This window comes from Luteimonas terrae (genome assembly GCF_004358165.1).
GTDB lineage: Bacteria > Pseudomonadota > Gammaproteobacteria > Xanthomonadales > Xanthomonadaceae > Luteimonas > Luteimonas terrae.
In genome coordinates, this window is record NZ_SMTG01000009.1 from 24,123 (window position 1) to 42,852 (window position 18,730).

Annotated in this window: 23 protein-coding genes; 5 read left to right on the top strand and 18 right to left on the bottom strand. The window is 68.4% G+C overall.

Features of this window, described 5'->3' with window-relative positions:
- Positions 1-63 precede the first annotated feature (63 nt).
- The gene (locus E2F49_RS15355) at positions 64-1,512 is read left to right on the top strand and encodes a hypothetical protein (RefSeq protein ID WP_133394706.1); all 1,449 of its coding nucleotides are present in this window, start codon (positions 64-66) and stop codon (positions 1,510-1,512) included.
- Positions 1,513-1,580: 68 nt separating this feature from the next.
- Here E2F49_RS15355 and E2F49_RS15360 read toward each other — a convergent pair whose 3' ends face one another.
- The 7 genes from E2F49_RS15360 to E2F49_RS15390 all read right to left on the bottom strand — a co-directional run bounded on the left by E2F49_RS15360 (position 1,581) and on the right by E2F49_RS15390 (position 5,296).
- Positions 1,581-2,282, bottom strand: a complete 702-nt coding sequence (locus E2F49_RS15360; protein ID WP_133394707.1) for a DUF6683 family protein — start codon at positions 2,280-2,282, stop codon at positions 1,581-1,583.
- A gap of 61 nt (positions 2,283-2,343) precedes the next feature.
- Positions 2,344-3,051, bottom strand: coding sequence for a hypothetical protein (locus E2F49_RS15365; RefSeq protein WP_133394708.1), 708 nt, complete (start codon positions 3,049-3,051; stop codon positions 2,344-2,346).
- Positions 3,052-3,537 (bottom strand): hypothetical protein, encoded by a 486-nt coding sequence (locus E2F49_RS15370; protein ID WP_133394709.1) that lies wholly within the window; start codon positions 3,535-3,537, stop codon positions 3,052-3,054.
- 31 nt (positions 3,538-3,568) lie between these two features.
- Positions 3,569-3,895 carry a hypothetical protein gene (locus tag E2F49_RS15375; protein WP_133394710.1) on the bottom strand — a complete coding sequence of 109 codons (327 nt, stop codon included), beginning with the start codon at positions 3,893-3,895 and terminating at the stop codon, positions 3,569-3,571.
- Positions 3,896-4,081: 186 nt separating this feature from the next.
- The gene (locus E2F49_RS15380; protein WP_165971262.1) at positions 4,082-4,639 is read right to left on the bottom strand and encodes a hypothetical protein; all 558 of its coding nucleotides are present in this window, start codon (positions 4,637-4,639) and stop codon (positions 4,082-4,084) included.
- 120 nt (positions 4,640-4,759) lie between these two features.
- Entirely contained in the window at positions 4,760-5,065 is a 306-nt protein-coding gene (locus E2F49_RS15385) for a hypothetical protein (RefSeq protein WP_133394712.1), read from the bottom strand.
- 3 nt (positions 5,066-5,068) lie between these two features.
- Complete coding sequence (locus E2F49_RS15390; protein WP_133394713.1) at positions 5,069-5,296, bottom strand: hypothetical protein; 228 nt, start codon at positions 5,294-5,296, stop codon at positions 5,069-5,071.
- Positions 5,297-5,492: 196 nt separating this feature from the next.
- Here E2F49_RS15390 and E2F49_RS15395 point away from each other — a divergent pair, with 196 nt between their 5' ends.
- Positions 5,493-6,158, top strand: a complete 666-nt coding sequence (locus E2F49_RS15395) for a GNAT family N-acetyltransferase (RefSeq protein ID WP_133394714.1) — start codon at positions 5,493-5,495, stop codon at positions 6,156-6,158.
- 51 nt (positions 6,159-6,209) lie between these two features.
- On the opposite strand, the gene E2F49_RS15400 is transcribed toward E2F49_RS15395, so the two are convergent.
- The 11 genes from E2F49_RS15400 to E2F49_RS15450 all read right to left on the bottom strand — a co-directional run bounded on the left by E2F49_RS15400 (position 6,210) and on the right by E2F49_RS15450 (position 15,901).
- Positions 6,210-6,926 (bottom strand): hypothetical protein, encoded by a 717-nt coding sequence (locus tag E2F49_RS15400; RefSeq protein ID WP_133394715.1) that lies wholly within the window; start codon positions 6,924-6,926, stop codon positions 6,210-6,212.
- Positions 6,927-6,943: 17 nt separating this feature from the next.
- The gene (locus E2F49_RS15405) at positions 6,944-7,426 is read right to left on the bottom strand and encodes a hypothetical protein (protein ID WP_133394716.1); all 483 of its coding nucleotides are present in this window, start codon (positions 7,424-7,426) and stop codon (positions 6,944-6,946) included.
- On the bottom strand, positions 7,423-8,778 hold the full coding sequence (locus E2F49_RS15410; RefSeq protein ID WP_133394717.1) for a FliI/YscN family ATPase: 1,356 nt from the start codon (positions 8,776-8,778) through the stop codon (positions 7,423-7,425). Before E2F49_RS15410 ends, E2F49_RS15405 begins: the two co-directional genes overlap by 4 nt.
- Positions 8,775-9,449 (bottom strand): FliH/SctL family protein, encoded by a 675-nt coding sequence (locus E2F49_RS15415; RefSeq protein ID WP_133394718.1) that lies wholly within the window; start codon positions 9,447-9,449, stop codon positions 8,775-8,777. The genes E2F49_RS15410 and E2F49_RS15415 overlap by 4 nt, the downstream gene beginning before the upstream one ends.
- A 21-nt stretch (positions 9,450-9,470) precedes the next feature.
- Positions 9,471-10,079 (bottom strand): hypothetical protein, encoded by a 609-nt coding sequence (locus E2F49_RS15420; RefSeq protein WP_133394719.1) that lies wholly within the window; start codon positions 10,077-10,079, stop codon positions 9,471-9,473.
- A gap of 18 nt (positions 10,080-10,097) precedes the next feature.
- A complete protein-coding gene (locus tag E2F49_RS15425; protein WP_165971263.1) occupies positions 10,098-10,889 on the bottom strand; it encodes an EscJ/YscJ/HrcJ family type III secretion inner membrane ring protein in 792 nt (263 codons plus the stop codon).
- A gap of 16 nt (positions 10,890-10,905) precedes the next feature.
- Positions 10,906-11,328 carry a hypothetical protein gene (locus E2F49_RS15430; RefSeq protein WP_055250285.1) on the bottom strand — a complete coding sequence of 141 codons (423 nt, stop codon included), beginning with the start codon at positions 11,326-11,328 and terminating at the stop codon, positions 10,906-10,908.
- Between the two features lie 39 nt (positions 11,329-11,367).
- Positions 11,368-11,688, bottom strand: a complete 321-nt coding sequence (locus E2F49_RS15435; protein WP_133394721.1) for a hypothetical protein — start codon at positions 11,686-11,688, stop codon at positions 11,368-11,370.
- A gap of 79 nt (positions 11,689-11,767) precedes the next feature.
- Positions 11,768-13,003, bottom strand: coding sequence for an FHA domain-containing protein (locus E2F49_RS15440; protein ID WP_133394722.1), 1,236 nt, complete (start codon positions 13,001-13,003; stop codon positions 11,768-11,770).
- 96 nt (positions 13,004-13,099) lie between these two features.
- Positions 13,100-15,157, bottom strand: a complete 2,058-nt coding sequence (gene sctV, locus E2F49_RS15445) for a type III secretion system export apparatus subunit SctV (protein ID WP_165971264.1) — start codon at positions 15,155-15,157, stop codon at positions 13,100-13,102.
- A 300-nt stretch (positions 15,158-15,457) separates the two neighbouring features.
- The gene (locus tag E2F49_RS15450) at positions 15,458-15,901 is read right to left on the bottom strand and encodes a FliO/MopB family protein (protein WP_165971265.1); all 444 of its coding nucleotides are present in this window, start codon (positions 15,899-15,901) and stop codon (positions 15,458-15,460) included.
- A 69-nt stretch (positions 15,902-15,970) separates the two neighbouring features.
- Here E2F49_RS15450 and E2F49_RS15455 point away from each other — a divergent pair, with 69 nt between their 5' ends.
- From E2F49_RS15455 to sctQ, 3 genes are read left to right on the top strand one after another with little or no spacing between them, the layout of a single operon-like run.
- Complete coding sequence (locus E2F49_RS15455) at positions 15,971-17,080, top strand: sensor histidine kinase (protein WP_133394725.1); 1,110 nt, start codon at positions 15,971-15,973, stop codon at positions 17,078-17,080.
- Between the two features lie 4 nt (positions 17,081-17,084).
- Positions 17,085-17,681, top strand: coding sequence for a response regulator transcription factor (locus E2F49_RS16740; RefSeq protein ID WP_055250294.1), 597 nt, complete (start codon positions 17,085-17,087; stop codon positions 17,679-17,681).
- The gene (sctQ, locus tag E2F49_RS15465; RefSeq protein ID WP_133394726.1) at positions 17,674-18,729 is read left to right on the top strand and encodes a type III secretion system cytoplasmic ring protein SctQ; all 1,056 of its coding nucleotides are present in this window, start codon (positions 17,674-17,676) and stop codon (positions 18,727-18,729) included. The genes E2F49_RS16740 and sctQ overlap by 8 nt, the downstream gene beginning before the upstream one ends.
- Position 18,730: the final 1 nt, after the last annotated feature.

Genomic DNA, 18,730 nt, shown 5'->3' on the forward strand with positions numbered 1-18,730 from the left:
CGAGCCGTCATCGAAGCGGATCGTCCGCCATCCCGACTGCCATCCAGCCCCCGGAGGCAAACGGTGTCATTCCCCGATCCACTTGGACTGTTCTCGTCCTCGTCCAGCCGCCTGAGCCTGCCGTCCCCCGGACAGCTGCTGCAGTCGCTGCGGTCGGGTTTCGGCCAGACGATGCAGGCCATGCCGTCGCAGCAGGCGCAGTCCATGTTCCCCAACGCCAATCTCGGCGCCGGAAATGCAGGGAACGCGGGGAATCATGGCCACGCGGGCCACGCCGGGCACCCCGGCAACGCGGGCGCTGGCGGCGGGCCACCTGCGCTGCCGCTGCCGGGCGGCGGCTCGATCGCACCGCCGCCGCTGCCCCTGGGGCCCAACAGCGCTGCGCCCGGCGCCGGCATGCAGGGCAACGGGGGCGTTTTCGGCGCGGCCAACAATCTGCTCGGCGCGGTCGGCAACACCGTGTCTTCGCTGTTGAACCCGCGCGCGGCCGTCCCGGTCAACGTTCCGAATCCGCCGTCCCCGACAACGGGTGGACCCCCGACGGCCCCGACGACCTCGCTTCCCCCATCGACCGGGGTCGCGTCCAACGTTCTCGCCACGGCGAACAACGTCGTCAGGACCGTCCTGCCGGGCGCGGTCACGCCGCAGGCGGGCACGCAGGCACCACTCGCTGCCGGCCTGCAGGCGCCGCAATCCGCGCCGCTGCAGCAGGCGGCGGTCGCGCAGCCGACGATGGCCAGCACACCCAGCCAGACCTCGCCCGCGCAGCAGGCGCCGGCGACGGCGCCGCAGTCCCAGGCGTTGCCGCAGCAGGCCGGACAGGCCGCGCTGCCGCAACAGGCGGCGCCGGCACTCGCGCAACGCGCCGACGCTGCGTTCGCGCCGACGGGCAATCCCGCGGCCGACCGCGCCGTGCCCGCCCAGCAGGCGCCATTGCCGAGCCAGCCAGCGCTCAACACCGCGCCCGTCGCCGCCACGCTGCTCGCCGCGGTGCCGATGGCGACCACGGTCGCCCCGGCGCCCGTCGCGCAACAGATCGCCGGCAACCCGCAGGCACAGGCCCCCGGCGGGCCAGTGACCGGCACTGCCGCGCTCGATGCCGGAGGCCCCGTCCGGGTGGAACTGACCGGCACGGGCACGTACACCGCCGACGGCCCCGGCCTGCGTCGCCGCGAGCGCATGAAGGTCGGCGCGCAGCAGATGGGGCAATGGATGCTGGCGATGGCGCAGGGGCGGCTGCATCTGGTCCGGCCGCACGACGACAGCCGTCACGAGGCCGAACGGGTGTTCCAGTGGCTCTTCTGGGTGCTGGCGATCGTGGCCTACGGCAGCCTCGGACTGGTACTGGTGGCCTTCCTGCTGAGCTTCGGCGAGTTGCCGGCGGCGCCGACGCTGCGTCGCTGGACCGGCGAGTTCGCATTCGCCGGTCTTCTGGCTGCGGGCGGCGCCTGGTGGCTGGGCCGACAGCTCACGCGCGCACCGCGACCGCCGCCAGATCCGATCCGCCGCTGAAGTTCCCGACCTGCAGAGACGAGAAGGGCGCCCAGCGGCGCCCTCCTCGTGTCATACCCTGTACGCGATCAGCGCGCGACCAGCCCGCCTTCGCCCAGCGACACCCGTTGCAGGTCCACGCCATTGCCCTGCAGGCCCTGACGCACGCCCGCCGCCAGCGTGCGCAGCCCGTCTCGATTGCCTTCGCGCTTCATCGTCTGGTAGGTCAGCGCGGACACCATCGTCAGATACGCGGTGCGCTCGGCCTGCGCCTGCTTGGCGGCATCGCTCATCGCGGCCACTTCCGGAACCGCGGCCAGCGGCCCAATCAACTGGCGCCGCACGGCGCGCTGGCCAGCGGGCGACTGACGCGAGTCGCGATCGTTGACGACCTCCCACGAGATCAGCAGATGCGCGGCAAGCACATCGCCGAGGTTGGCCGGGTCGTAGCCGTAGCGGCGCAGGATCTTGTCGAACTCGCGCAGCATCTCGCCCGAGCCGATGACCTTCTCGAGGTCGGCGACCTGTTGCGGATTGCGCCCGAACGCGCGGATGGTCTCCTGCTGCACACGCGCACTGACGGCGGGATCGCGGCGGAACGACAGAGCACGGACGGCGGCCGCCTCCACATCGGACGGCGCGGCCCGGGAGACGGCCTGCTGCAGCGCCCGTTGCACGGCAGCGTCGCCGTCAGCGGCACTGACCGAACTGAAGACGACGCATAGCGTCAGCAGTGCGAGTGCTCGAACGAGCCATGAGCCGCGCAATGCGGCGCGATTGGGATTTGCCATGAGGAAACTCCTTGTATCCGGTTGATAAGCCAATCTGCGCCCGAGCGCAGCGAACGGCGAATCAGCGTTCGACGAAGCCGTCTTTCGTCAGGTCGTAGCGCGCCAGATCGTTGTTCGATTGACGCAGAAAGTCATCGCGTACCGTTTCGCGGAACGATGCGATCTCAGCCGCATCCGTCGACCGGGACACGCGCGCGCTCTCACGCATCAGCACCGCGGCCAGAAGTTCGTAAAGGCGCCTCTGGCGTTGTCCTTCGGCCGAACGTTCGAATGCCGCGCTCTTCGTCCACAGCGCGTCCATCTGTTCGCGCAGGCCGCGGACCTGCTCGGGCGAAGCGCGGGTTCCGGCGTACGCCTCCCAGGACGCGACGAACAAGAGCACATTCGCCGACAGAAGCGCGTCGGGACTCAACCCTTCGTCCCGGTATCGGCTCCGCAGCAATGCGTCGGCCTCACCAGAACCCACGAACTGTGCGACATCGGAAATCCGCAGGGCGGTGAGCTGGCTGTAACCGGCGACGAAATCGCGATCCACCGCGGAAGCACCCGCGTCGGGCTGCGGCGACGAAGAATGTGCGTCCGGGCTCTCCTGTTGCGGGTTCGAGAATCCCGCCCGGTACGCCCGCAGGAAGTCCCCGTCCAGCTGCTTCGGATCGGTGGCAAGGGCAGACCCATCGGCAGCGGCCGTGTCGGTCGGCTGACCGGAACAGCCGCCGATTGCACCGCCACCGACCAGCAGAAGCAGCCCGATCTGAAAATGCCAGCGCATTCAGTTGCGCTCGGCCTGGGCGTCACGACGCCCCATCTCGGTGGCCCAGGCATTCGCGCTCGCGGCACCATCGGCCGCGACACGGCGCGCGTATTCCTTGCGCAGAACATCCAGCCGAGCCTCGCGCGTCATGCCGCTACCGGCGTAATCGGCTTCGTCGCGTGAATCGTTGTCCCGGGAATCCTTGTCCATGTTGCGCATTGCCGACTGCGACAGCGCGTTCTGGCCGTATCCCATGCCCAGATCCAGCGTGGCGCCAGGATCGTACTGGGCACCCGCCATCGCGGCCGGCAGCATCATGAGCGCGAAGAGCGCGCCGCGTCGGGCCCGCAGCTGGTGCCATGCCCCGCTCTCCGCCTTTGCCGTCTTTGCGTATCCCATGATCCGGATCTCCTTGCCGACCTGCCCGCGAGCGTCACCCGCATGGCGTAAACGTGATGTCTCCACCGGGTATCGAATTACGAAAACGAAGAAGGGCAGGTGCAATGCACCTGCCCTTCCGAAACGCGACGCGTGATTACTGCTTGCGGGCGTTCGCGGCCAAACCTTCACCGATCGACTTGATGGCCGTCGAAATGGTGTTGGACAGCATGTTGAACATCTGCGACTCGGCCTGGAACTCGGTCTGGGTGGCGCTGAACTCCTGCGCGTCGTCCTTGCCCGTCAAACCATTGAGCTTTTCGCTGAGGTCGTTGAGCTTCTGGGCCTTCTCACCGAGGATGCTGCCCATCGCCTTGGCGATGGCCACCAGCCAGCTTTCACCCTTGCCGCCCTTGCCCTCGCCGCTGATGCTGTCGAGGCCGGCCTGGGCAATCTGCAGATTCACTTCGAAGTTGACGCTCATTGGACTATCTCCTGGGTTTCAAAGTTTTGGAAAAACATGGAATCCGGGGTGACGATCCCGTCGCGCAATGCAACTGCAGCAACCGGTGTACATCGCCATTTCGATCTGATGAGTCGATGCTGCTCGCCAGGGCCGACCTCGACAACTAGGGCGTACCCTAGAAAAGCGGAACGGCGTCAGCGCGTCTCAGGCAGCAGTTCGTTGTCCGTTGCCGTCCTGCCTGGCCAACCAGGCGCGCGCGGCGTCCTCGCCCTGTTCACGCGAGATGCGCGCGAATTCCAAGGCCCGTTTGACGCCCGGGTTGTCGAACACGCGATAGCTCTCGGCGAACGCCTGCTCGACTTCCTCGCTCCCGGCCTGATCGACCAGGCCGCTCGAGTGCAGCACGCCGAGCGTCTGCGCCAGACTCGCTCGAATCTGGGTGACGTCGGACGGGTCCTGCAGCGACGACATGTTGTCGAGCGCCTGCTCCATCTGCGCGAGCATGCTCTCCCGGCTGGCTGCGTCGATGTCACGCTGCTCGCGCAGCTCCGATTCGAAACGCTCGAGCAACGACGCGCGCAGCGCCTTGAAGTCGTTGGACGGGTTGGATGCGGATGACATGCGCTCGAACTCCTTGCTGTGGATTGAGGCGGCCCGTCCGCTCTGGGCGTACGCGACGCGAATGGAATCGTTGAGGCTGCGGGCCGGGGGATGAAGCTTCCGTGGACGCACGCCACGGCCTCGCGGGCTCGTATGGATCATCCTGCCACCGGGACAGTCCCGCATCTAGGTCGGGCCCTAGGCTCCGACAGAGCGCCCCGGAAACACGAATGCCTGCAGCACGGGCCGCAGGCATTCGCACGTACCAGCAGTCCTGCAGAGTCAGGCGTCGGACGTCTGGACCGACGTCAACGAGTCGACCATCCGACGCGCATCCGCACCTTCACGCTCGCCCATCTCGCGCGATCGTTCAGCCAGCCAGGCATCTGCGGCATCCCTGCCGTCACGTTCACTGCGCGATTCGTACTCCGGCACCAGGGCCTTGAGTTCTTCCTGCACCGCTTCCAGACGTGCATCCATATGCCGGATGAGGGTGTTCTCGTCATTTGCATCGATCGCACCCTGCTGTCGCAGCTGGGCGAGACCATCGATCCATGCCTGGCGTTGTGCCTGCTGGTCGTACTGCATGGCTTACTTGCCGCCGAGGTTGAAGCTGAAGTTGAAGCCACCCTTGAACCCTTCACTGACGGCATCCTGCGCCGACTGCGGCAGGCCCAGGCCATCGAACAGGCCACTCAACGCCGAGTCGAACAGCTGGCCGACGAGATCGCCGAGCAGGTTGCCGATGATGCTGCCGAGCGGACCGCCGAACGCGGTGCCGATCAGAGAGCCGATGCCGGAAAAGACGTCACTGGACATGATGGAACTCCTTCTTGATTGAAATGAAAACGAACCCTTGAATCTCTGCGCGCCGGATTGTGGGAACCACATCAGCGCGACTGCAGAGCAAGTGTCCATTCGATTCATCGACGTGACAGCTAGGTCGTACCCCATCTAGGGTCCGCCCTAGATCACGAAGACGGTGTGACATCCGTTCCCACGCTATAAAACGGATATGACGCCGCCGCCTCCCAACCCCATCGTCCCACCGCACGCGGGGCCGGTGTTCTCGCGCAGCGACCTGCCAGTCGATGGTCGCGACTATCCGACCGCCGAACATCTACGCGGACGTCGCATACAACTGCACGGTTTTGCATTCCGGCATGTGATCGATCTGCTGCAGCTGGGTCGCGAGGAGCGCGTCACGCGCATGCTGCTCGACGATCCCATCGCCACGCTCGACGATGCGATGGGCCTGGTGGTCTGGGCAAACAAGCTCTACCGCGAGCGTCCCGGTCTGGGGCTGTGGCACACGCGCGATCGTGCTGGGCGATTCATCGGGCTGTTCTCGTTGACGCCGAGCGGCGACGCGGGGGACATCGCAATCGGCGTGCGGCTGCTGCCCTCGGCCTGGGGCCGGGGCTACGCGATCGAGGGCGGCGCTGCCCTGTGCGCGCACGCCTTCGACACCCTGCAGTTGCCGGCGTTGATCGCGCAGTGCGCGCCTGACAATCGGTCGGTACCGCCACTGCTGCTGCGACTGGGTTTCGAAGAGACCGCGAAGGGAGCGCAGTTCGGCAATCCCGCGCGACGGTTCCGCCTCGCAAGGGAGAACTGGCAGGGCCTGCGCCCGCGGCGCGTGGGCATGGGCGTGCAGGCCGGGCGACCGGCAGCCGAGTAGACGCGCCCGCCGCGCGCAGCAGACGCGAACGACCGGATCCGCGTCGACCGGTCAGCCGTGATAGTGCGGGTCGATCGTCAGCGTGCCCAGGTTCTGCTCGGCGAAACGCCTCGCCAGCTGGGGTCCGGCTTCGCGGATCGCATCGAAGCTGTCGCGCGAGCGGCTATCGGCCCGCAGCACCCAACCATCGGCGCTCTTGCTGAGCAGCAGGTCGGTGCCGGGCAGCGTGGCATCGGCCATGCGCAGCAGCACCTGTCCGTCGCCGCCCGGATCGCGCGCGTCGTGCACGGCCATCTGACGGACATGCTTTTCCATCATGTCGAACAGATGGCCGGCGTTCGATGCCGCTGCCGCCGGAGACGCCGAGGGCGCACCGTCGCGCAGGGCCATCTGCGCCTGCAGCATCGCCGCCGACTCCATGCCCTGTGACTGGGCGCCGAAACCCGGGTCGTGCTGCTGCCGGAAGGTGCGTGCATCGACGACGTCGCTCAGCGACTGGCGTGCCTTGAAGGCTTCCTGCTGGCTGGCCGCTTCGGCCATCTCGCCTTCCTGCAGCCCGCCTTCGCCCTGCAGCACACCTGCTGCGCTGCCCTCTTCCTGCAGTCCGGCCAGATCGCCACGCGCTTGCTGCATCATCGAGCGGAACTGGTCCACACGCTCACGCGGTGGTGCGTCCTTGGCGTCGGCCTTGGCCTGTCGGTCGACCTCGCGGTTGCGCGCGGTCTGGTCCGGCGGACGGGATGCGGAATCGTTGCGCTGTACGCTCATCGTCGTCTCCTCGTGTCCTACTGCCGCGCCATGTAGCGCGCCTGGATCAGGTCTTCGTTGACCGCTTCTTCCTGTCGCTCGAACTGCCCACGCTGCTCGCGCTTCCACAGGTCGCGGCGCTTCTCGAGCGCATCCTGTCGACCTTTCGCCCGGAAGAAGGCGTCACGCGCGTCCTGCAGGACCGTTTCGGCCTGGCGCACTGCCTCCTGCGCCTTCGACAGACGCTGCTGCGCGCCGACGATCTGCTCGCCGAGCAGATCGATGTGCGCCTCGCGCTGCGTCATCGCCGCGGGCCAGGGCACGCCCGGCGGCGGTGGATCGAGCAGCCGCACGCGGTGGTCGCTGCGGTCGCGCTCGAGTCCGGTCAGCTCCGTCTGCACCCGCGTGCAGGCATCGATGCACTGCTGCAGCACGCGCTGCTTCTCCAGCACGACCATGCGCGCCGCCTCGGTGCGGTGCTCGCGCAACTGGAGCAGCGTCTGCAGCGGATAGCGCTTCATCCGAACAGCTTCCGCAGGGCGCCGGCCGACGCGTCGAAGGGTACCAGTTCGTGCTCGGACTGCTGCAGCAGGGTGCGGATCGGGCCGATCTTCTCGATGGCGATGTCGGCGTCGGCGTCGGTGCCTCGCTTGTATTCGCCCAGCTGCAACAACAGCTCGATGTCCTGGTGCTTGGCGAGGTACTTGCGCAGCTGGCCCGCCGCGCGCAGATGCGCCTTGTCGACCACGCGCGGCATCGTGCGGCTCAGGCTGGTGAGCACGTCGATCGCCGGGTAGTGGTACGCGGCCGCGAGTTTGCGCGAGAGCACGATGTGGCCATCGAGGATCGAACGCACTTCCTCCACGATCGGGTCGCCACCGTCCTCGTCTTCGGCCAGCACGGTGTAGAACGCGGTGATCGATCCCTTGTCGTTGTTGCCCGCGCGCTCGAACAGCTTGGGCATCTCGCTGAAGACCGACGGCGGAAAGCCGCGCCGTGCCGGCGGCTCGCCGATCGCCAGGCCCACGTCGCGCAGCGCGCGCGCGAAACGCGTGACCGAGTCCACCAGCAGCAGCACACGCTTGCCCTGGTCGCGGAAATACTCGGCAATCGCGGTCCCGACCCACGCCGCGCGGCTGCGTTCGAGCGCCGGCCGGTCGGAAGTCGCGACGACGACGACCGACTTCGCCAGGCCTTCGGCGCCGAGATTGTCGTGAATGAATTCGTTGACCTCGCGACCGCGCTCGCCGACCAGCACGATCACGTTGACGTCGGCATCGCCGCCGCGCGCCAGCATGCCCAGCAGGGTGCTCTTGCCGCCGCCGGCGACGGCGAAGATGCCGATGCGCTGGCCCTCGCCTGCGGTCATGGTCGCATCGATCGCGCGCACGCCGGTCGAGAACGGGCGTTCGATCAGGGTGCGCGACAGCGGGTTCGGCGACGCGGCGTAGATCGGGCCGTCGGTCGTCGCGCCCAGCGAGCCCTTGTCGTCGATCGGCGCGCCGTGTGCATCGAGCACGCGGCCGAGCAGCCCGTCGCCGACCGGTACCGAGGCCTGTTTGCCGGTCGCATAGACCTCGGTCGTCGAGGCGATGCCATCGAGCGGACCGAGCGGCGTCAGCAGGGTCAGCTGCTTCGACACGCCGACGACTTCGGCAGCGAGTTCGAAGTTCGCGTCGCCGGGATTGCGCAGATAGCAGAGTTCGCCGATCGCCGCGCGCAGGCCGGTGGCACGGATCAGCGTGCCGTAAGCCTCGCTGACGCGACCCACGCGCTCGATCGTCTGCACCTGCCCGAGCGCGTGCAGCAGCGGATCGGGCGCCGCGACGCTGGCGCCGGGGTCGAGCAGGGTCAGGGCGGGGCCGGCCGTCATGCACTCGCCGCCGTGCTGGCCTGCGCCAGTGCCGCGCGAATCGCTTCGATCTGCTGGCTCACGCCCGCGCGGACTTCGCCCGCTTCCGAGACGACCACGCAGCTCAGCGGATCGAGACTTTCGTCGTCGACCAGTTCGATCACGCCCACGCCCGGGTGCGCCTGGCGCACTGCGCCCAGACCCTGCTCCACGCCCTCGCGCGCATCGGGATGCACGCGGATCATCAGGAACTGTTCGGCCTGCGCGGACTCGACGGCGCGCATGACCAGCGCCGGCACCACCTGCGAGGCATCGAAGCTCGGCGCGATGCGGGCGACGATCGCGCAGGCGAGATCACCGATGCGACCCACCGCATCGCCCAGCACGCGCGCACGCCGCTCGTTGAGCGAGGCGAGCTGCTCGGTCATCTGCTGCTTCACGCGCTCCAGGCCTTCGGCGAATCCGTCCGCGTAACCTTGCTCGCGTGCCTTCCGGATCTCCGCCTCGGCCTCGTCGTACAGCGCATTGACCCGCGCGAGCAATGTATCGAGCTCATCGATCGACTGCCATTCGACTGCGCGGATGATCGGTGCGGAGACACCGCGCTGGAACTGGCGACGTTCGAAGACGGCGGCCGCGCGTGACGCGACGCGACGGTTCGGAGCGGCGGACGTAGCGTCGGGTGTCGGCATGCGGGCTCCGTCGGACGTGGCTCAGGCGGCCACGGCACGATTCTGGTGATGGGTATGGACGACCAACAGCGGCTTTTCCGGCAGGTGCGGGGTGGGCAGGTCGTGCGGCGGATACAGCAATTGCGCCCAATCCGCGAGCGCGGGTTCGCGCTGGCGCGCCCATGCCTGGAGTTCGGCGCGCCCCTGCAGTTCGAGCACCTCGAACAGCCGAGGGCCGAAGGCATCGTCGGCCGCCAGCGTATCGGCCAGCGTTGCGGCAAGTCGCGATTGCAGCGCCGGGTCCACCTTGGCGTCCCAGACGCTGCGATCGAGCGCGAGCAGATAGCTGCTCGCGAGCACGGTCTTCAGCCGCTTGACCGCGTCGCGACCGACCTCCGCGCGGATCGCCGGTGCGTAGGCCAGCACGCCGAGGTCACGATGCAGCGCGCGGATGCGCGGAGCATTCCAGCGCGCCACCAGCGCAGCGAAGCCCTCCGGCGATGGCGCCAGCAGATGCGTCGCGGGGCCTTCCGCCAGTGCGCCGGCGAGCAGACGGCGCCCGAGCCGGCTGGTCCGGGCACGCTGCAGCAGGGCTGCGTCGATGCCGTCATCGCCGGCGCCGTGCCAGCGAGGATCGACCTCGGCGAGCAACGCCTCCAGCGACATGGATCAGCCCTGCCAGCGTGCCGGTGCGGCCTTCTCGGCCGTTGCCGGCTTGCGCGACTTCAGACGGCCCGCGAATGCGAACGCGACTGCGAGCAGGGCCACCACGATGGCCGCGATGACGATCGCCATCGGACTCACCGCCGACAGCGCCATCGCCGTCCCGGTCGACGCGGTGGCCTCCGGCGGCGCCGGCATCGAGACGAACTTCACCGACACCTGGTTGATGTCGGTCAAGCCCTCGACACCATCCTTGACCACGATCTTGATGTCGGCCTCGCGGTCACGCACGTTCGCGCCGGGCTGTTCGAAGATCCACACCGCGGCCGAGGTCTTGCCGGTCGAGCCGCCCAGCGGATCGCGCTCCGGCAATGCGAGGTGCACGCGCGCCTGCGCGACGCCGGGCAGCATCGTCAGCGTCTGGGTGATTTCCTGCTGCAGGGCATGCAGATACCGGCCGCGTTCGTCGGTGGCCGACGACGCGAAGCCTTCCTTCTTGAAGATGTCGCCGAGGTTCTGGTAGTTCTGCCGCGGCAAACCGCGTGCACCGAGGATGCTCATCGCCTGCGGGATATCGCTTTCCGCGACGAACACGTCCCAGCCGACCTTGCTCGCCGACGGCTTCTTCTGCGCCTGCACGCCCGAGCCGATGAGCGCGCCCATCATCTCGTTGGCCTGACGCTCGTCGACCGAGCTGTAGAGCGCGGTGCCGCCACAGCCGGCGAGCAGCAGGCACGCCAGCAGCATGCCCATCCACGCAGGCCATCGTTTGGAGACGCTCATAGGGGAAAGGCGCATGCCGGTCACCTCGTGATCAGGACTGCTGGCGGAACAGCTGCTGGATGCCATCGGACGTCCGGTTGGCGACATTCGAGGTCATTTCGCACTGGAACAGGAAGTGATGGGACTTCATCGTCATTTCGATGACCTGGCCCGGCGTCAGCTCGCCGGTGTTCTGGGTCATCGTCTTGGCGAGATCCTGGATGCTCGAGGCCCCACCGTTGAGGTTGTCCATTGCCGACATCAGCATGCGGACACCATCGGACGGCTCCGTCGCACCCGTGCTCGCCACGTCCTGCGTGGCATTGGCGGACGCGGCGGAACTCGCGCCCGCCCGGTCCATCGCCTGGGCGAACTGACCCACTTCGTACGCAGCGGCGACCGGCTGGTTGGCGCCGCCTCCCGATGCCCCCTGTGCCGCGGCTTCGAGCCCCGCGGCCTGGATTGCGTCGACCATGTTGTTCTCCTTGCGCGTGTCTGGAGGGACGAACGTCGCTTACTGCTTGCGACCCAGCGTCTCGAGCGCCTGGCCGACGCTGTTCTGCGAGGTCGAGGCGTTGTTGGACAGGAACTGCATCCGCAGGCTCTCGGCGGTCAGCTGGACCACATTGGACGGCTGGTCGCCACCCTGGCCGATGACGTCGGAAAGATTGGTGATCTTGGTGGCCTGCTGGTCGAGCGTCTGGCCCCAGGCGCGCGACATTGCTTCGTACCAGCTCGAGGAACTGGCACCGCCGCTCTTGCGGACACCATTGTCGTTGTGCATCGAGGCGCGGCCGATGAAGCTACCGATCTGGTCGTTGGAAATCGTGGTCATGCGATGTACTCCTGTGCGACAGCCTGAAATTGCGGGAATGTTGCGGGAAGAATGCGACGCGCCGGGCGCCGCAGGATGATCACTGGCGCGATGCCGGGCTCGGGCCGGTGCCGACCGTGGCGATGGCGCCGGCACGGACGTTGGCCTCGACCTTGGCGAAGCGCGGATCGCCGCCGGCAGCGGCATGGGCCTGCGCCCTTGCGGCCAGCGCCTGCTCCTCCGGCGTCGGTGCCGGCCCCGGGACGATCTTGATGGTGGCGCCGTCGGGCCCGATGACGTGCGCGAATTCGCCGATCGCCACCAGATCGCCCTTGCCGGGAATCTTCTCGCCGACGACGAAGCGACGGCCGTCGGACGACAGCAGATGCGGGTCGTCACCGCGGACGATGCGCACGATGTGCGCCTCCGGCGGCGCCTGCGGCTGCTCGAGCTGCGCGCCAGGGACTGCACCGGTCGGCGTGCGCGGCACGATGCGCTGCACGCCGGGGATGTCGGAGACCGCGCGCGAGGACGCGATCTGGCGGATCTGAGCGTCGTCCTTGAACTCGCCGATCACCTCGACATCGCCGTTGCCGACGTAGCGGGCCTGCACCGGAATCGACTGGCCGCGGAACATTTCCGAGACGTCGCTGGCGATGTGCTCGCCGGTGCGGATCTGCAGGTTCGCGTCGATGTGCTCCGCGCGCACCTGGTTGCGCAGGCGCTCGAGCGTGGCGCCATCGTCGACCGCGCCGGTCACGGTGGGACGACCGCCGGTGCCGTCGGTGATCTGCGCGTTCGCCACGCGATGCTCGTCAAGCAGCGCCGAGAGGCGCTCGCGCTGGTCCGGCCCGTGATCGGGTGCCGGCAGCACGGCGGCGAAGATCGCCAGCGATGCCAGCGACAGCGCCGCGATGCCCGCGATCAGCGGCAGCTTGCGCACGAAGCCCGGACGCGCGACGGCCTCTTCGTCGTTCGGCGCGAACACGGTGACGAATTCATCCCAGGCCGGATCGTCCTCGCGGCCGAAGGCGATCACCGCGTCGCCGATCCGCACCTGCTGCACCACGGACAGTTCGACCGGATCGCCGGGATGGATGTCCTGCGCGCCCACCTTGACGGGCGCGTCCAGCGCGCGCACCAGGAAGCGGCCGCCGACCAGGCTCACGAGCGCGTGGTGGGCGGCGACGGCGTCGTCGGCGAGCACGATGTCGCAGTCCTCACCGCTGCCGACGAGAATCATCTCCTCGTCCGCGAGCACGCGGCTGGCGCCTGCATGCAGGCCGTCGACGATGCGCAGCACGTTGTGCGCCTTGGATTGAGTGCGTTCTGTCATGTCAGTCCTCTCATTGCCTGCGCTGCGGTGACCGCGTCGACCGCGATGACCTCGGAGCGCATGCCCCTGAATGAAGCGACTACGTCATGGTTGGAATCACGCATTGATCTGCCCCGCCTGCACGATGCGCAGGTCCGGCGCCAGTTCCTGGTACGACAGCACCGGCAAGTCGAAGAAATCGACCTCCATGAGCTTGCGCAGATGCCTGCGCACGTCCAGCGAACACAGCAGCACCGGCTTCACGCCCGGCGCCTGGCGGCCCAGGTGCGCACGCACCTCGTTGCCCAGACGCCCGGCCAGTTCCGGCGAGATCGCAAGCTGGCTGGCACCACCCGCCACGCGGACCGATTGCCGCAACTTGTCTTCCAGTTCGGGGTGGATCAACAGTACATGCAGCGTCCGCTCATCGTCTGAATAGCGATCCGCGATCTCGCGCTTCAGCGCCACGCGGACGTACTCGGTGAGCAGCACCACATCCTTCTCGCGACCGCCGACATCGGTGATCGCCTCGAACGCGTCGCGCAGGTTGCGGATCGGCACGCCTTCCTCGGACAGCCGGCGCAGCACGTCGGCCACGCGCTGCGGCGCGACCACGCGCAGCATCTCCTTGACCAGATCCGGATAGTCGCGCTGCATCTTCGCGAACAGGTTCGAGGTTTCCTGGATGCCCAGGAACCCGCCCATGCGACGACGGATCGCGGCCGATGCATGCGCGCCGAGCACGTCGATCGGCGCCTGCGTGCCCTCGCCCTGCGTCTGGACCCACTCGCCGGCGACGACCGCCGGATAGAAGCCCGGCAGCTTCGCCGCGTTGGCGGAATTTGCAGGCTGCGGCTGCAGCAGCGCATCGCTGCGCAGGCGGCCGGTCGCGATGCGTGCGCCGAAAGCGGTCAGACGATATTCGTCGTCGCCGAAGGTCGGCACGATGCGCAACGACGGCACCGGCACGGGCACGCCGTATTCCTCGCGCAGGCGCTGGGCGACCTCGGCCACGCGGGCCTCGAGATTGTGCGCGCCCAGATTGTGGGCGAGCAGCGGCGAGACCTGCAGCTGCAGCGGCGCGGGCGGCGCCAGATCGTCCTGCTTCACGGCCTGCTGGGCATCGGCGACGACTTCTTCCTCGCTGATGCGGAAGGCGCGGCGCAGCACCTCGAACTTGTAGCGGTAGCTCCACGCGCTGAAGGTCAGCAGGCCCACGCCCAGGATCAGGAACACCGGCCAGGGGAAGCCCGGCACGAGAGTCATCAGCAGCGCGAGGATGCCGGTGATCATGATCACGCGCGGCTGGCCGGAGACCTGGCGGGTGATCGCATCGCCGAGGTGGCGATCGTCGATCTCGCCGGTGGTGCGGGTGACGATCAGGCCCGCGGCGATCGTCGACAGGATGGCCGGGATCTGCGAGACCAGACCGTCGCCGATGGTCAGGATGCTGTAGACGCGGGTGGCTTCGCCCAACGGCATGCCCCGCTGGAGCACGCCGATCGCCAGACCGCCGAGCAGGTTGATCAGGATGATGACGATGCCGGCGATGGCATCGCCCTTGACGAACTTCATCGCACCGTCGAGCGAGCCGTGCAGCTGGCTTTCGGTCTCGAGCAGGCGGCGCTTGCGGCGCGCCTCGTCCTTGTCGATTAGGCCGGCGCGCAGATCGGAGTCGATCGAGAGCTGCTTGCCGGGCATCGCGTCCAAGGTGAAGCGGGCGGCGACTTCCGCCACGCGTTCGGCGCCCTTGGCGATCACGATGAACTGCACGACGGTGATGATCAGGAATACCACCATGCCGACCACGAGGTTGCCGCCGGCGACCAGGGTGCCGAAGGTCTCGACGATGTGGCCGCCTTCGGCATGCAGCAGGATCGAGCGGGTGATCGCGATCGAGATCGCCAGCCGGAACAGCGTGGTCAGCAGCAGCACGCTGGGGAAGCTGGAGAAGGCGACCGCCGTGGGGATGTAGATGCCCAGCAGCAGCAGGCCGAAGCCGATCGAGATGTTGACCGCCACCAGGGTGTCGATCACCACCAGCGGCAGCGGCAGGATCATCACGCTGATGATCGTGACCGCGGCAAACGCGAGGATGACGTCGCTGTAGCCGAGCTTCGCGCGCGGCGCAGCGCCCGCGGGCGCACCGGTCAACTGGGCGAATAAGGCCTTCACGGAGACACCACCTTGGACGCACGGACCGGGGGGACGGCCGTCATGTTCCGACGCGACGCGTGACGAACGGGCAGTCCTTCGGAAAGGCCCGGCCCCACGGCGGTCTCGCACACTCCGGTGTCCATTCGGCGCATCTGCCCCTGACCTCGTGCGTCACATTGTGCCGCTCTACGATAGCTGGGCTATGTTATGGACAGGTCAATCCGATGTTGCAAGAAGGTTCCAGCGAAAGTGTGCAATCGGTGTGAAAACGTTTCCTGCGTCACTGTCTCCGGATAAAAACCCAAGCGTCACCACCACTTAACGGTGCGCGTCGATATTGAGAGGTGAATGCGGCGCGGCCATGGAGGCCGCCGGTGGGGGGGCCTGCAGATCGTCAGCATCCAGATCTGTAACGAAGGTCACAGATTGCGCTCCCACGCCGACCGCAAACACCCGGCCCGCGCGCGACTTCACCAGCACCAGCCGTTCGCGCGGACCTAGGGGCAGGATCTGCAGGACCGAAAGTGGGGCATCGTTGCCCGACAACCCGTACCGCCGTCGTACCAGCCGCAGCAGGAACACCAGGCCCACGATGATCAGGACTAGTGGAATCACGATGGCGAACATCTCGCCGACGAACGACTCGCTCGGCGTCGCGCGCGCCGCGGGCGCGGCGGCCTGCGCGGTGGCGGTGGCCAGTCCCATCAGACCGGCGGACGTTGCGGCGATGGCGGAACGGGAAGGACGGTTGGCGCAGGTCATGGGGTCTCGCGTGCGTGGCACCGGGACGGTGCCCGGGCACGTTAGCAGCCAAACGGTGTCGCCCATCGCATGACGCCACGGACCGGAAGCCCCCGCGCGGCCGGCGCGCGCCCTGCCCAGCCGACCGTCCAGGACGGCGCGGCCGCGCTCAACGAGGTGCTCGAGGCGGTGCCGTTCGCTTGCGCCGCGTTCGACCGCGCGACCGGCGCGCTGGTCGCATCCAACAGCCGGTTCGAAGGCGACCTGGGCACGCTGCCCGGCTTCGCGCAGCGCGATGCGCTGCTGGCGACGCTGTACGGCGATCTCACCGGCGATGCGCGCGGCGAAGAAGTCCGCGCGCCCGGAAGCGGCCGCTGGTATGCGCTGCACTGGCGGGATCTCGACTGCGGCACGCGGGCGCTGTCGCTGCTGACCGCGGTCGACATCAGCGAGCGCATCGAGACGCTCGATTCGCACAAGTCGCAGCAGGAGAAGCTGCTCTTCACCTCGCGGATGATGTCGGTCGGCGAGATGGCGGCGACGCTCGCGCACGAGCTCAACCAGCCGCTGGCGGCGATCGTGAACTATCTCAACGGCAGCCTGCGCCTGGTCGACCAGGCGGGCGGGCCGGTGCAGGTCGAGCGCGCCCTGCAGGCCGCACGCACGCAAGCCGAACACGCCAGCGCGGTGATCGCGCGGGTCCGCGAATTCGTGCGCGCCCGCGAGCCGCGTCGCGATGCGCAGGAACTGCCGCTGATCGTCGATACCGTGCTGGAACTGCTGCGGCTGGAGGCCGAGCGCCAGCAGCTGCGCATCGAACTTGCACTCGCGCCCGGACTGCCGGCGGTCTATGCCGACCGGGTGATGGTCGAACAGGTCCTGCTGAATCTGGTCAAGAACGCGATCGAGGCGATGCGCGAAGTGCCGGCGGCGCAGCGCGGCCTGCGCATCGAGGCGCGGGTGAACCTCGATGGCGAAGTGGAAGTGCGCGTCTGCGACCGCGGCCCGGGACTGAGCCAGGCCGAGAGCGAGCAGCTGTTCTCGCCGTTCTACACCACCAAATCCGACGGGCTGGGGATCGGTCTCGCGATCTGCCGCTCGATCATCGAATACCACGAAGGCCGTCTGTTCTTCGAGGCCAGGGAAGGCGGCGGCAGCGTGTTCGGATTCACGCTGCCGCCCCCGGACAGGAGGCTCTGACGCCATGACCGCGACGCGCATCTACCTCGTCGACGACAACGACGGTTTCCGCGATTCCACCGCCTGGCTGCTGGAAACGGCCGGTTTCGAAGTGCGCGCGTTCGCCTCGGGCGCGGCGTTCCTGACCGTCTTCGACAGCACCCGGCACGGGGATGGCGAATGCCTGGTGTCGGACATCCGCATGCCGGAGATGAGCGGCCTGCAGTTGCAGGACGAGCTGCTGCGCCGCGGCTCCACGCTGCCGCTGGTGTTCGTCACCGCGCACGGCGACGTGCCGCTGGCGGTGGAGGCGATGCGCAAGGGCGCGTCGAACTTCCTCGAAAAACCCTTCAGCGACGATGCGCTGATCGATGCCATCCGCAACGCGCTCAGTCGCGATCGCGTGCAGGCCGGCTCGCCGCAGGGCGCGGCGCTCGCCAAGCTCAGTCCGCGCGAGCGGCAGGTGCTCGACCTCGTCGTCGCCAGCAAGCCCAACAAGATCATTGCCGACATCCTCGGCATCAGCATCAAGACCGTTGAACTGCATCGGGCCAACATGATGAGCAAACTCGGAGTGCGTTCCCTCCCCGAACTGATGAAGGTGGCACTGGGCCATGGCTGACGCGACCAGCAGTCCGACGCCGCGCCACGCGCCGCTGCGCGAGCGCCTGCCGCGGCTGTCGGCCACGCAGGCCGACACGCTGCGCAGCCTGCACGCCCGGCCGCGCCAGTGGACGACGGCAGGCGGCACCCTGCAGCTGCGCGGCGGTCGTCCACCGTCCGGCACTGCCGGTGATGGCGGCCTGTTCGAGCTCGACGCCGACGGCGTGCGCCTGGGCCTGCGGCTGTCGTCCGCGCCGCAGGCGGAGGACGACGGCCTGCACTGGCAGGACCGCCGCGGCCGCGCGCGCGTGCTTGCCTGGAGCCTGGCCCACGAGGCCACGCTGGTGCAGATCAGCGAAGCGCTGGGTGCCTCGCTGCTGCCGCTGCCGGATGCGCCGCTCGAGGCGCCGGCCGCCGACACGTTGTGGCTCGATCTCGACTTCGCCGCCGTCGACGGCGCCATCGTGCACGGCACCCTGCGCGCGCCCGCAAGCTGGGTGCAGGCACTGCTCGCCCGCGCCGATGCCGGCCCGCCACCGCAGGTGGATCCCGGTCACTGGCGCCAGCTGCCGGTCATTGCGACGGTCGCCATCGTCGCGCCGCCGCTGACTCTGGCCGATGTCCGCAGCCTGCATCCCGGCGATGTGATCGTCGTCGGCAACACCCGCCTGCCGCCGCTGCACGCCAGCGCCGCCGGTCTGCGCTGGCCGGTCCGGACCGGCCCCGACGGCTGGCGCATCGACGGCCCGCCCACCCCACGCCCCCGACACCAGGAGACACCCCGCATGAGCGAGACCGACGCGACCGACGCCCTGCAGACCGAAGACGCCACGCCCGCCGCCGAGGATCCGGCCGGCCGCCTGCCGGTGGAGGTGGAATTCGAGGTCGGCAAGGTCGAGCTGAAGCTGTCCGACATCGCCGCGCTGCAGCCCGGCTACGTGTTCGCGCTGCCGGTGCACCTGGAAGGCGCCAACGTCACCATCCGCGCCAACGGCCGCGTCGCCGGCCAGGGCGAACTGGTCGCGGTTGGCGATACGCTGGGCGTCCGCCTGCTGTCCTGGAGCTGAG